Origin of the sequence: Okeania sp. SIO2C2, assembly GCF_010692625.1 — a bacterium.
Classification (GTDB): domain Bacteria; phylum Cyanobacteriota; class Cyanobacteriia; order Cyanobacteriales; family Microcoleaceae; genus Okeania; species Okeania hirsuta.
Window position 1 is genome coordinate 201618 of sequence record NZ_JAAHGM010000014.1, and the last position, 12643, is coordinate 214260.

Annotated in this window: 12 protein-coding genes and 1 pseudogene; 7 read left to right on the plus strand and 6 right to left on the minus strand. The window is 35.7% G+C overall.

The features are described from left to right. Window positions 1-357: 357 nt before the first annotated feature. A complete protein-coding gene (locus F6K18_RS14560) occupies window positions 358-525 on the minus strand; it encodes a hypothetical protein (RefSeq protein WP_287239625.1) in 168 nt (55 codons plus the stop codon). On the opposite strand from F6K18_RS14560, the gene F6K18_RS14565 reads away from it, so the two are divergent. Both F6K18_RS14565 and F6K18_RS14570 read left to right on the plus strand, forming a co-directional pair. Next, window positions 524-859 carry a carbohydrate porin gene (locus F6K18_RS14565; RefSeq protein WP_287521816.1) on the plus strand — a complete coding sequence of 112 codons (336 nt, stop codon included), beginning with the start codon at window positions 524-526 and terminating at the stop codon, window positions 857-859. The genes F6K18_RS14560 and F6K18_RS14565 overlap by 2 nt on opposite strands. Before the next feature lie 209 nt (window positions 860-1068). Continuing rightward, complete coding sequence (locus tag F6K18_RS14570; RefSeq protein ID WP_287521817.1) at window positions 1069-2031, plus strand: pentapeptide repeat-containing protein; 963 nt, start codon at window positions 1069-1071, stop codon at window positions 2029-2031. A 252-nt stretch (window positions 2032-2283) separates the two neighbouring features. Here the strand turns inward: F6K18_RS14570 and F6K18_RS14575 are convergent, their stop codons facing one another. Then, complete coding sequence (locus F6K18_RS14575) at window positions 2284-2772, minus strand: hypothetical protein (protein ID WP_287521818.1); 489 nt, start codon at window positions 2770-2772, stop codon at window positions 2284-2286. An 882-nt stretch (window positions 2773-3654) separates the two neighbouring features. On the opposite strand from F6K18_RS14575, the gene F6K18_RS14580 reads away from it, so the two are divergent. Next, complete coding sequence (locus F6K18_RS14580) at window positions 3655-4881, plus strand: tetratricopeptide repeat-containing serine protease family protein (RefSeq protein WP_287521819.1); 1227 nt, start codon at window positions 3655-3657, stop codon at window positions 4879-4881. A 1302-nt stretch (window positions 4882-6183) separates the two neighbouring features. Here the strand turns inward: F6K18_RS14580 and F6K18_RS14585 are convergent. Continuing rightward, window positions 6184-7083: a hypothetical protein gene (locus F6K18_RS14585; protein ID WP_287521820.1), complete on the minus strand. Its 900-nt coding sequence runs from the start codon at window positions 7081-7083 to the stop codon at window positions 6184-6186. Window positions 7084-7296: 213 nt separating this feature from the next. Here F6K18_RS14585 and F6K18_RS14590 point away from each other — a divergent pair, with 213 nt between their 5' ends. Further along, window positions 7297-7593: an acylphosphatase gene (locus tag F6K18_RS14590; RefSeq protein ID WP_124154917.1), complete on the plus strand. Its 297-nt coding sequence runs from the start codon at window positions 7297-7299 to the stop codon at window positions 7591-7593. Between the two features lie 214 nt (window positions 7594-7807). Here F6K18_RS14590 and F6K18_RS14595 read toward each other — a convergent pair whose 3' ends face one another. Further along, the gene (locus F6K18_RS14595; protein WP_124143528.1) at window positions 7808-8974 is read right to left on the minus strand and encodes a pyridoxal phosphate-dependent aminotransferase; all 1167 of its coding nucleotides are present in this window, start codon (window positions 8972-8974) and stop codon (window positions 7808-7810) included. A 260-nt stretch (window positions 8975-9234) separates the two neighbouring features. Here F6K18_RS14595 and F6K18_RS14600 point away from each other — a divergent pair, with 260 nt between their 5' ends. Both F6K18_RS14600 and F6K18_RS14605 read left to right on the plus strand, forming a co-directional pair. Continuing rightward, window positions 9235-10014 carry a hypothetical protein gene (locus F6K18_RS14600; protein ID WP_287521821.1) on the plus strand — a complete coding sequence of 260 codons (780 nt, stop codon included), beginning with the start codon at window positions 9235-9237 and terminating at the stop codon, window positions 10012-10014. Window positions 10015-10066: 52 nt separating this feature from the next. Next, window positions 10067-10153 (plus strand): annotated as a pseudogene (locus tag F6K18_RS14605) (hypothetical protein); the annotation flags it as partial. Between the two features lie 14 nt (window positions 10154-10167). Here the strand turns inward: F6K18_RS14605 and F6K18_RS14610 are convergent. Continuing rightward, complete coding sequence (locus tag F6K18_RS14610; protein ID WP_287521822.1) at window positions 10168-10434, minus strand: hypothetical protein; 267 nt, start codon at window positions 10432-10434, stop codon at window positions 10168-10170. Between the two features lie 87 nt (window positions 10435-10521). After that, window positions 10522-11751 carry a damage-control phosphatase ARMT1 family protein gene (locus F6K18_RS14615; RefSeq protein ID WP_287521824.1) on the minus strand — a complete coding sequence of 410 codons (1230 nt, stop codon included), beginning with the start codon at window positions 11749-11751 and terminating at the stop codon, window positions 10522-10524. A 479-nt stretch (window positions 11752-12230) separates the two neighbouring features. Between F6K18_RS14615 and F6K18_RS14620 the strand changes: the two genes are divergently transcribed. Next, complete coding sequence (locus F6K18_RS14620; RefSeq protein WP_287521826.1) at window positions 12231-12626, plus strand: hypothetical protein; 396 nt, start codon at window positions 12231-12233, stop codon at window positions 12624-12626. Window positions 12627-12643 lie beyond the last annotated feature (17 nt).

Below are 12643 nucleotides of genomic sequence, written 5' to 3' on the forward strand. Positions count from 1 at the left end.
TCCTGTCATTTGTAAATATGCCAGCGCACATTGCTATATATGAGATATTTTAGCCCTAATATAGGTTTCTCAAAGGCTAAATCCCTACTACGAGCTGTAATTAGAACTATTTAACTGGACATGATATTAGATGTTTTGCAACAAGGCGATCGCTTTGGGGTAGCAGTGGAGTAGACTTTTGTTGTGAATTAAATTGTTCAACAATTAATAATTAATAATTAATTAGGGTTGCTGATTAAATATAAAAGCATTGACATATAAAGACAAGTGCCTTTTTGGGAACGAAAAAAGTGCGCCTGTTTCAGTCTAAAACGCTCAAAAAGGAGGGTCTTTTAGGCACATAGTTGGGCAGAACAATCAAGGGACAAAACGCCCGCTCCTACTTCCTCGCTCCCGATCCATTTCTCCCCTCCACCGGAGGGGTTGGGGGTGGGTTGTCTCCTGTCTCCTACCCCTACTAAAATACTTTTGAGCGCAAACCCTAATTATTACCTCTCCTGGAAAAGAAGAGGATTGACTAATCATGAAAATTTTTCTTCTCTTGGTCGATTGGATATGGCGAGGAGACCCGTTCTTACAGACCCGCTCCGAAGTACGCCATCCCACCCTTCGGGAAGCTGCGCTAACGACCGCTTATTATCCCCTGAAAAGGGGAGGCGCATACCCACAATTTTTCGGTAATTCAACTCAGACAAATTTGGCAGTTTTTTATAATTATGCCGTGAATGATAATATTCAGATTTTTCCTGTTTTGCAAGTTGTTTTTGATTCTAGCAATCAGAAGAGTAATGGCACGACTTTTACTGGTACGTTACGGACTGTTTTTTACTTTTTGAAGAAGGTTTTAGGTGGTAGGTGAAAAGTTAGGATAGATTAAAAGCTTAAAACTCAGACAAAGCGATATTTTTCCTTCTTCCCTCTTCCCTCTTCCCTCTTCCTTTTTCCTTAGCTTAAAACTCAGACAAAGCGATATTTTTCCTTCTTCCCTCTTCCCTCTTCCCTCTTCCCTTTTCCCTCTTCCTTCTGCTATATGATATTATTTTCCCATTTACTACTGGAGAAAAAAATATGAATAGCGATGAATTAATCCAACGCTATCAAGCTGGAGAAAGAGATTTTTCTGGTGTGGAATTAGAATACCTGGAATTAAGCAATATTTCTCTAGAGGAAATTAATCTCAGTTCTGCCAATCTCAGCAGAGCAAAATTGCAAAATGTGAATTTAGATAATGCTAATTTAAGTAATGCTCAGTTAGTTAGTACGGAAGTAGAAAATACTACTTTCAGAAATGCTAATCTCAGTCACGCCAACTTAGAAGGAATATCTTGGCAAAATCTAGATTTAACCAATGCAGATTTAACAGATACAAATTATGACCATAGCACCATAGATGATTCCAATTTTACTAATGCTAATTTAACTCAAATGGGGGGCTTTCAATCCACTTTTATGCACTGTAATTTGAGTAGTACAAATATTAGTCATGCAGATTTAAGCGAAGTTACTTTTGATGAGTGTAATTTGAACAATGCGAATCTTAGTCACACCACTTTTTATGATGTTTATATTCAGGGTTCAAATCTGAGTAATGCTGACTTCAGTCATGCTCAAATTAAAGCTATGTCTGGTTGGAGTAAAGCTAACTATTCTAATGTTAATTTTCAGAATGCTTGGTACTTAGAACCACAGGATATACCACCAGAAATTGACCCTGATGAAGCAGGATTAATGTTTATTGGTTATGGCAGCGACCTGAGTGGCAAAGATTTAAGTAATGTAGATTTATCCGAACAAGAAATAAATTCTGCTAATTTTAGTAATGCCAATTTAAGTGGTGCAAATTTGAGTGACACAGACTTGAGTGATACAGATTTTACTAATGCTAATTTAGAAAATGCTAACTTAAATGGAGCTGATTTTACTAATGCTAATTTGACTAATGCTAATTTAGAAAATGCTAACTTAAATGGGGTAATTTTTGATAATACAATTATGCCAGACGGCAGTATTAGGAGCGATGAAGAAGAATAATACCATTTATCAAAAACTTTTCTATATTTTCTTGAGTTGGGGAGTAGGTAGGGACGTTATATGCAACTTTCCTAGAGAGAAGTAAACATAATAATAATTAACATTCACTGGGCTGCTAATTAGTACAAAGTCATTTGGCCAGTGTTAATTACTTAATAACTGAAGTGTTACCTAAGTATAGCATTTGGCAACATTTAGATAGGCAACAGAAATACTACTTCATAAATTAGACTGTTATTCCAAGATTTAAGTCTATGCTCCCATTATAAAACTAGCTTCAGAACTATATAAAGTTTCAAAATTATCATCAGTAACTTGTCTTAAACAGAATGTTAGATCTGCGGCTCCAAAATTAGAGTTAATATCATAGGCAAAATATGCTTCAGATAAATCTAAAAATCCAGAGACAAAAGAAAACTCTTCGCTACTTGCAATTAATCCTAGAAAGTTGCCATTTCTAAATACAGCTTCTCCAAATAATAAATCAGCGTTGCTATAGTCAAAATTTAAAAAACTCAAGTCAAAGTTATCAAGTTTTATAAATTCTATGCCTTTGCCAGTTAATTTCGAGCCATTAAAACTGAAAGACCCGTAATAGTTATTCCCGGTAGCAGGTCCACGATGAGGAGATACCTCAAAATCGTATTTAATAGTATTTGTCTCATTACTTTCACTCATAATGGCACAACCAAGCCTTAGACTTGTGCTGGTAGATCTGAGTTTGTGATTTATATTAGCCATTATTATTTTTCTTGAGGTAATTTTTTAATTTGTTCAGAGATTTTACAAAACAATATTTCTAGGTTTGATATTATCAAAGCCGAAATCAATTTTAGTTGGGCGACATTTATTTATATCTAGTCAATATTCATATTTTTATGATCAACAATAATTTTTTATTTTGGATTAATTTTTTATTAATATTTAGGTCAAAAAGATCAAGTTTTTGTCAATATTTCAAGTAATATTTGTGGATTTTCTATGCATATTTCTTGAGAGATAATGTTTTTTTGTGATGATACATTTTCTTTTTTGGCGTTGCTGAGAGGCGGGATGAATCTTTTTTGAACAGGTAAATCTCATCCTTAATACTTCATACTTCTTTTTTGTCCAAGCAAACAATTCATCCCACAAATATGCAACGCCTCTTTTTTAGTTTAGCTAAATTAAAAATAATTGGTATGCAGAGCTATTCTCAGTGTGGTTGTGTATAAAATTTATAGGGACTTTAGAATCAGAGAATAGTGGTCAGAGTTTCAGATTTTATTATCTATTTTTTAATTTTTTACAAATTCTGCATTGATTACTATACTATAGCAATGTGCGCTGGCATATTGACAAATTACAATAACTGTCCAATAGCTAGAAGTCTTATATTATCGGTTTTTTATTCCCCCTGTTGCCAGATGAGCTGTTGCCAGATGAGCTGTTGCCTGCGCACAGCGCTATAAATTGTAGTATGGTAGTCAACATCAATTAGTAGATTTTGCTGATAATCAGTAGTTAAAAAATTAATACTATATACTCTGCTTCAAGATGGAGAACAAATTTCTTTAATTTACGTCATTTGTAGTAAATAGTCATCTAATATTCACTTTGTCTAGATTCTAGGATCATAAAATTATGATTTGGTCTCGTTTTAATTCTCTCAATACTTATTTATTAGGTACTGCTACAGTAGCAGCAATTGTTATTAATATTTCGACAGCAGCAAATGCTAAAACGGCTCAAGAAGTGGCAGAAATTGCCATACCAATTACAGTGCAAATCAATAGTAACTTAGGTGATGGTTCGGGTGTTATTATTGCTAAAAATGGTAATATTTATACTGTCCTCACTGTTAATCATGTAGTAGAAGATTCTACTATTAAATATAGTATTAGAACTAATCTAGAAAAAGACTATTCAGTAGTAGAGGTAGTGAGTTTACAGACAACTGATGAAGAACCCGATTTAGCTATACTTAAATTTGAAACTACAGAAACATATCCAGTAGCGACTTTAGGTAATTCTGAACAATCAGTTATTGGTTCCCAAATATATGTATTTGGTTATCCTGCTACTGGCGGTTTATTTAACACTGAAAGGGCACCAGAATTATCTCCAGGATTAGTAACCAGTCGCCCTAAAAGTCGCCCGGAAGGTTATACTTTGCGTTATCAAGCTGTTACTTGGAGTGGGATGAGTGGTGGTCCAGTATTTGATTCTGATGGTCGCGTTATTGGTATTCATGGACAAGGAGAATTTGGTTTTGCTCAAACTAATTCTGGAGATGTAGCGCCAATTAAAACAGGGTTTAATGCTGCGGTTCCTATTAATAGTTTTATCAGAAAATTATCTGATGCTGGTATTAATCCTTCAGACTTAATTTTGGATGATACTCCTACAGTTAGTTCTCCTGTTTCAACAATTAATCCTCAGAGCGCTGAAGGTTTATATTTTAGAGGTATAAGTTATTTGGATCAAGGGGATGCTTGGGAGGCGATCGCTAATTTTAATCGTGCTTTAGAAAAGCAACCTAATAATACCCCAGAAATATATTTTAATATGGGTATCGCCCGGAGTTTGTTAGTTAATCCTCACGAAATAACACGAAATCCGAGTTCAATCAAAGATTATACTAAAGCAATTGAACTGAATCCAGGGTATGCTGATGCCTATTATAATCGTGCTCATGTTTTTTATCAAAATAGTCTTATTTATCAAAAAATGGCAGATATAACCACAGCAAATGAACAACTTCAAAAAGCAATAAAAGACTTAGAAAAAGCAGCAGAACTTTATCAACAAGGTGGTAGGATTCAATCTTACCAAGACACCTTGATGTTTATTAAAAAGTTAAAGAATTGAGAGTTAATCAGTAGGGAAATTATCTATATTCATTTAATCTTATCAAAGTTTAATTAGACTCTCAAACAAACATCTTTCGCGCTTCACTACTAAGTGATAGAAGACCTATTCCTAGTTGAGAATTGAGTTATTCTGTATTTTCTCGGTTTTATATCAAATCCGTTTAATTGGACATCAAAAAAATCTTCAATCGTCATAACCACGCTCATCTTTGTAATTCTTTCTTCTCCTGACTCCTGACTCCTGACTCCTGACTCCTCCTAACTTAACCATTCTATGGTTGTTTAACCGGATTTGATATTATACTATGTCCGGATGATTAAGTGTAATACCAATTTTATAAATCTTTGCTACAAATAGTTAGGTTATTTCTTAGGAGTCAGGCAGGGGATCCGTCGGATTGGCGACGTACAGGAGTCAGGAGTCAGAATGAATAGCTTCAATACAGTTTATTAGGTCGTAAGTTATCTTTGTCGTCAAAGGAATATCTCCTGTAAAGTCTTTTGATTGATCTGATTATTTGTAACATTCTTTCTTTTTTTAAAATGGTATAATAAAAACATTCATATTATGTCCGGTAGCATCGGTATTGTATAGCAAAGGTAAGGAAAAAGGAAGAAGGAACAAGGAAGAGGGAAGAGGGAGGAAGACTATTGAGCAAGAAAAAACCGAAATTTCCATTGTAGATATTTACCCTTGGGTTTACACAAACGATACTAACGGACATGATATTACCTCTCAATTTGGAATAAATCTCCCAAATTTATGCTCCGATAGAGTTTGGACTTAGTTAACAATTTGCGATACGGAGCGCGATATAATACGCTAGTTCTCACAGGCAAGTAGTAACCGATGGTGACGCTTTGTATCTTCTGCACTAATCGCGACTTAAACATTTCTGGCAGTCTATCTATATAGACATAGACCTCAGAAGAAATCCCGCTCCCTACTAGGAACGGCGCAGTTAGGGTTTGAGGATTTTTTCTGATGTTGATTGACAAAGACTTAAATGTAGGTATAGACTGTACAGATGCGGTTGGCTTGACCGTTAATGCCTGTGGATGAGTAACCGCCGACGGCCTCACAAGAAGCAGGAAGTAAACATCAATTTGTCATGTTATGTGACGCTTTGTGTCAGTTTTATAGAGCAGTGTTCGATTTTGAATTTATATCAAATCCACTCGGGTTCGGTATAAAAAAATGTTTCATCACAGCGCTATTGCCACATCTTTTTTTATCTTCCCATCTCCCCACACTCCCTACACTATGAATCTAATTACACTGATGCTACCGGATTTGATATTATTGTATAAGTTCTCTAATTTGACTTTCATGCTTAGCTTTAAGAGATTTAATTGTTGCTTGAAGCTCAGTATCATATTTTTGTTTTAATTCCTTGATTTTTTGCTGAAGCTGATTTTGATGTTGAGTAGTTATCGCTCCTATTGCTTCTAAGATAGATTCTTGATGAATTTCTTCTAGTTCTTTGATTTTAACTTGGAGCTTAGTTTGATGTTTTTCTTCTAAATATTTAATAGTTTCTCTGACTTTTTGTTTATGATACTTCTTCAACCTGAAAATTTCTTGTTGATTTTTTTCTTCTAAATATCTGGTAATTTCTTTAATTTTTTGCTGATGAGTCTCTGATAAATATTGAAGATTTTTGTGATATTTTACCTGCAAAAAATTGTTAATTTTTTGTTTTTTAAGTCGATGTTCTTGTTCTAAATCTACTATCTGCTGACAATATTTATCTGTCAATTCTCTAATTTTTTCTTGTGATTTTGCTTCAGCCGATTCTAAATTATGTATATGTTCTGCTTGTATTAATTTAATTTTATCTTGCAATTCTTTGTTGTGTTTATTTAATTGTTTTTCGGAGTTGACTTTTTCTCTCAATTTTTTCTGATATTTTACTTCTAAAACTTTAATTTCTTCTAAGCTATGTTTGAGTTGTTGTTCAAGTTCTTCTTTTTGTTTAATTCTCTGTTGATAATCTATATTTAATAATTTAATTTCTTCTTGTTGTGCTTGCTCAAGATCATAGATTTGTTCATGGGTTTCTCGTAATTGTTTTTCATAGCTTTTCGCTTGTTTTTTTAACCGCTTTTCAAATAACCAGTAAGCACAACTTATCCCTAGCATAACACTGACAACTGTAACTACTATCAATGATGTTATAAGCATAATTTTAACTACCACTTAGTTTCTCTGATGAGTACCCATAAATTACACTCCTAGAAACTGAATTTATGTTGAGTTTTATCGTACCATAAACTATAGATATTTTATATATACAGTACTTACGCAACGGCACTAATTATAGTGGTTTGATCAGCGATAATGACCAAACTATATACTATATGCAGCTTTACTCCGTAAGTCCTGGTATAATCAATACAAAATAAAATGACAATGGAAAACCAGTCAACATCTCTCACTCCTACTCGTGCTCATGTTTTTATTTCCGGAAAAGTTCAGGGAGTCGGATATCGATTCTCCACATTAGAAACAGCAGTTAATATAAATGTCAGTGGTTGGGTGAAAAATCTACCTGATGGAAAAGTAGAAGCTGTTTTTGAAGGTAGCAATCAAGCTGTGGAAAAAATTATTAACTGGTGTTATAGAGGCCCTAAATCAGCTATTGTCAATGATGTGACTATAAAATATGAGCAACCCGAAGGACTTCAAAGTTTTGAAATTCACCGTTAAGCTAGGGAAAGAGAAAGAAAAAAAAAATGGAAATAACCATAGATATATAGCAGAAGGAAAAAGGAAGAAGGAACAAGGAGAAATCTGGCACTGAAACAGTGATCAAGTATATTGAAAACCAGACCGGAAAGTAACTATGGGTTAAAACCCGCGTGTCGTTATTCAACCAGGGATTAAAACACCCTGGCTAACTTCCTCCCGCCTGTTTTTCTGTTTAGTTACGCGATTGCACAAACTTTTCCAACCTTGCTATCCCTTTTTCTATAGTTGCTAAGTCAGTAGCGTAAGATATCCTAATGTGGTCATCTGCACCGAAAGCAATACCAGGAATAACAGCGACGTTTTGCTCTGCTAATAAAGCATTACAAAATTCTAGGGAACTGCTAGAAATTTTACTAATATTGACAAACATATAGAAAGCTCCTTCAGGTTTGCTACAAGTAATTCCTGGTATAGCATTCAATAAATCATAAATTACCTGCCGACGTTTAGCAAAAGCTTGACGCATTTTTTCCACACAGTCTTGAGATGACTCCAATGCAGCGATCGCTCCATACTGAGCAAAAGTACAAACATTTGAGGTACTATGACTTTGAATTTTGAGTGTAGCGTTAATCAATTCCATCGGTGCGGCCAAATATCCGATCCGCCAACCTGTCATAGAGTATGCTTTAGCAAATCCACTACTAATAATAGTTTTGTTCAAAACATCTGAGTTGACTGCCCCAATACTGAGATGTTGAATATCATCATAAATAATCTTCTCATAAATTTCATCAGAAACTACTAAGATATCCTTTTCTACTATTACTTCTGCTAATGCTTTAACTTCTGCTGGACTATAAACCATCCCAGTTGGATTAGAAGGAGAATTAAGAACGAATAATTTTGTTTTGCTAGTAATAGCTTGGCGTAGTTGCTCTGGTGTAACTTTATAATTCGTCTGGGCATCAGTAGTCAAAATTACTGGCTCTCCACCCATCAGTTTGACCATTTCTGGATAACTTAACCAGTAGGGTGCAGGAATAATTACTTCATCTCCAGGTTCAATCAGTGCCATCATCAGATTAAACAGAGAATGTTTTCCCCCATTAGTGACAATAATATTTTCTGCTTTGTAGTTTAGGCCATTTTCCCTAGATAACTTTTGGGCGATCGCTTCTCTGAGTTTAGGTTCTCCCGCCGCTGGGCCATATTTTGTCTTGCCAGCATCCAGTGCTTTTTGGGCTGCTGCTTTGATATGCTCTGGGGTATCAAAGTCAGGTTCCCCGGCACTAAAACTACATACATCTATTCCCTCAGCTTGCATTGCTTTAGCTTTAGCTGAGATAACTAAGGTTAGGGAAGGTGGTACTTTGCCGACTCTTGCTGCCAGTTTCATTTTTTACTTTTTTTGAGCTACTGAATCTTTCATTTTATATTGGACAGATGATTCGGTTCAACCTAAACTATTAGACATCTTCAGAAAAGAGGGAGTAGGGAGTAGGGAGTAGGGAGTAGGGAGCAGGGGGAAAGAATTGATAATTTCTGTACGATAGTTGATTTTATTTTTTATTATTGGAGATGTCTATTAGGAAATAATCACATTCAAACTTATCAATTTAGTATCAGATTGAGCCAATATAGTAATCTGTCCAGAACTTGTCAAAAACTCAAAATTATCTTTTCCCTTATGAGTTTAATAGTCTGAACCTAATTTGTGGTGCATTTAAAGCTAGTCGTAAAAGTGGGACTGAACAGCCAAGTTGCGGAAAATTTCGTTCGATTAGAGATCGAATACAATCAATTAAATTTAGGGTCGAAGACTTTAAAAAAGGTACTTGGTTGCCATCATTAACCAAAGGATTGAATATCCTGGCATCAGAGCCACTTCCTACTATTAATGTCGAATACCAACAAAAGCAAAAAGGAGGGACATATAAAACTTGCGATTTGGAACAATCTTGGAATGCAGAGACTCAGTTGGTTTATGAGAAAAAACGCTGGTTTGCCGTATTTCCAATAGAGTTTAAACCAGAAAACTCTCAGAGTCAATCCATCATAGCGTTAGACCCTGGTGTTCGCAGTTTTCTAACGGGATTTGATGGAGAAAAGTTTATTGATATAGGCAATCGGGATATTACCAGAATATTTCGATTGGGGCAACATATTGACAAACTAATCTCTACTAAGACCGCATTAAAAGGTCGTCAAAATAAGTACAAAAGACAGGGATTAAACAAAAAAATTAATAGGTTGTTTATTAGGATAAAAAACCTCATAGATGAAGTCCATAAAAAAGTAGCAAAATGGTTAACGACTGAGTATCGCGTCATCTTTCTCCCAACTTTTGAGTCATCCCAGATGGTTGCCAAGTCAGGAAAGAAGAAACGCAAACTGAACTCGTGCGTCAGTTCGCTAAATGCTAAATTGGGCACATGATCGTTTCAAGCAAACTCTTAAGTTCCACGGTTGAAAACGAGGCGCAACCGTAATAGATGTAACTGAGGAATATACTTCCAAAACTTGTACAAAATGTGGTCATGTTCATCAAAAATTAGGAGGCTCAAAGCATTTTAAATGTCCGCATTGCGGTCATTCAATGCCGAGAGATGGGAATGGCGCTTTGGGGATATTCCTCAAAGCATTGCGAGATACCGCCAGTGTCGATGGTTCTGCCGTCACATTGCTATGAACGGTTTCCCCGACTTTTACCGGGAATTGCCGGGCTTGATGTATCTGCCTGTAATAGATATTTCCAGAAAAGAGGGAATAGGGAATAGGCAATGGGCAATAGGGAGAAGTAATTGATAATTTCTTGATAAGAATTGATTTTACTTTTGATTTTTGGAGACTCCCCATCTCCCCATCTCTCCACCCCCCCAAATTCCCCTCCTGGGAGGGGTTAGGGGTGGGTACCCCCACTCCCTCACTCCCCTACTCCCTTCTTCAAGGCATGACAAACTGAATCACACCCCACTGACCATTTGTTAACCACAAAGGATCTTCTTCATTTAATATTTCGATTTGATCGGGTTCTAAGCTAGTTGCTACTTCTGACTTTAAGGTACGCAAAGCTACAAATGGTGTAGGAAAATAATAAGCAATATCTGACAAAGGGGTAGTAAATAACCAGTGGCGATCGCCCAAGATACGGCGATAGTTAGCATCACCCTTAATCAAAACCAAACTTGCCTTAGCTAATTCCTCTCTCACAGACTCTGGCATTTCCCAAAAAGCTAATGGCGCATTCCAAAAAAAGTCATCTCGGCAAATTAAACGACCAGTACTAATATATTCTTGTAAGCGAGCTGCCAACATTTGTAAATTTTCTGAGACATCATTAGCTAAGATTTCCAGAGTGTAAAAGACATCTTGACTCATAGCATCAGAGACAAAAGTTGGATGTGCTTTCAAATGCAAGTAAACAATATTGGCAGTTTGAGTAGACAAAAGGAAATCTATCAGAAAAAAATCGCAAACTAAATCAAAACCTGCATTATCTATAATTAAATCTATCCGTTGCCCCTGAATATGACTTAAATAGTCGATTAAATTGTAAGTATCATCTACTAATATGTGAGATTGTTGTTGTTGAAGGTCTCTAGTAGTCCGGTCCTCTGTTTCAACTAGCCATAAACTCAAATCAGCTTGATTACCCCACAAAGCAGTTTGCAACAGAGCTGTTAGACAAATTTGATAACTCTGTTGTTTTGGTAGAGCAGTATTTAAACCATTAATGCGATCGCCAATTTCGCGGATAGCATCCATTGATTTTTCTAAACTTAAGCGTTTTTGATAACAAAAAGGGTCTATTCCTTGCCAAATTCCAGGCACAAAATAATCTGTTGCCTCCAACAAACGTCGGAAAAAATAAGCTTCAGCAAAATAAAACGGTAAATCAAACCAACTTCTACCTTCAAAAGACTCTAAGTAGGATGTCCAAGCTGCTACATCTGGTCCTGAGTCATCGATCAGGGGTCGTACCCATCCTTCAAATAAATCTACAGTTAGAGACTCTAACTGTTGGACAATAGTTGGAGGAAAATTATTGTCTTTGATAACTTGTTCGATGACACCCGGTAGTCTACAGACCATTGTGTAATGAGCAAAGGTATTTTCTTCTGAAGGCATCACAGGTAAAGGCAATAGTGAGTCACTGGTTTCAAATTCAGTCATGTATTTTTGAAAGGGGGTAGGGAGTAAGCAGTAGGCAGTAGGGGGAAAGAATTGATAATTTCTGTGCAATAATTGATTTAATTTTTTATTATGGCAGATGTCTATTAAATTAGACACTATATGTAGGGGTGAAAATCACACAAATCCTCAATCTGCTTCACCGATGTTTTTTCTCACATCTGTTGATAGTCCATATTTTTTCAATCCTTTATTTGATTTTATTTTCAACTATTTAGTCTAAACTCCAATATAATAAATTTTATTCTTCTCAGCCCAAGGGGTGTCGGGGTGGCTAACTTGATGAATCTCAAAATCACCATCACAAAACCGCACCATATCACCAAATCTATAAAAAGCTATGTTAAAGTGGAGATGTGTTTAGGTCTATCGTAATTTTTGTAGATTTGGGAAAACGATATCGTATAGATTGCAGCACGATGCTATCCAAGAAAGTATTTTCACTGTAAGTGATTGATGCCATGAATATTGTTCAAATTGCCACATCAGTAGTATCTCTACTGGTTCCTGATCTAGCTAAAGCTGGTGAAGGTGCAGCCCAAAAAGCTGGAGAGTTTGCTTGGGAAAAAACAAAAGCTATCTACCAAGCTATTGTTAGTAAATTTAATGAAGATGAGTACGCAAAACAAACACTAGAACGCTTAAAAGAGAAGCCTAAAACTGAAAGTCGCCAAAGAGCATTGGTTGATGTGTTGGCAGAAAAAGCTGAAGCTGACTCAAAGTTTGCTCAGGAGTTAAACCAATTGATGAAGGATACTACTCAAGGACAAGATATTAGTGAGTTTTTGGTTCAAGTCTATGGTGGAGAGGTCGGGAAGATTGTCAGTGTTGTTAATGCTGGAGATATGAATTTTTAGTAGTTCAAACAGAGAAT

Coding starts and splice junctions, on each gene's coding strand:
- F6K18_RS14565 (WP_287521816.1), top strand. CDS start 524: ATGAAAATTTTTCTTCTCTTGGTCGATTGGATATGGCGAGGAGACCCG.
- F6K18_RS14560 (WP_287239625.1), bottom strand. CDS start 525: ATGATTAGTCAATCCTCTTCTTTTCCAGGAGAGGTAATAATTAGGGTT.
- F6K18_RS14570 (WP_287521817.1), top strand. CDS start 1,069: ATGAATAGCGATGAATTAATCCAACGCTATCAAGCTGGAGAAAGAGAT.
- F6K18_RS14575 (WP_287521818.1), bottom strand. CDS start 2,772: ATGGCTAATATAAATCACAAACTCAGATCTACCAGCACAAGTCTAAGG.
- F6K18_RS14580 (WP_287521819.1), top strand. CDS start 3,655: ATGATTTGGTCTCGTTTTAATTCTCTCAATACTTATTTATTAGGTACT.
- F6K18_RS14590 (WP_124154917.1), top strand. CDS start 7,297: ATGGAAAACCAGTCAACATCTCTCACTCCTACTCGTGCTCATGTTTTT.
- F6K18_RS14595 (WP_124143528.1), bottom strand. CDS start 8,974: ATGAAACTGGCAGCAAGAGTCGGCAAAGTACCACCTTCCCTAACCTTA.
- F6K18_RS14610 (WP_287521822.1), bottom strand. CDS start 10,434: ATGGGGAGTCTCCAAAAATCAAAAGTAAAATCAATTCTTATCAAGAAA.
- F6K18_RS14615 (WP_287521824.1), bottom strand. CDS start 11,751: ATGACTGAATTTGAAACCAGTGACTCACTATTGCCTTTACCTGTGATG.
- F6K18_RS14620 (WP_287521826.1), top strand. CDS start 12,231: ATGAATATTGTTCAAATTGCCACATCAGTAGTATCTCTACTGGTTCCT.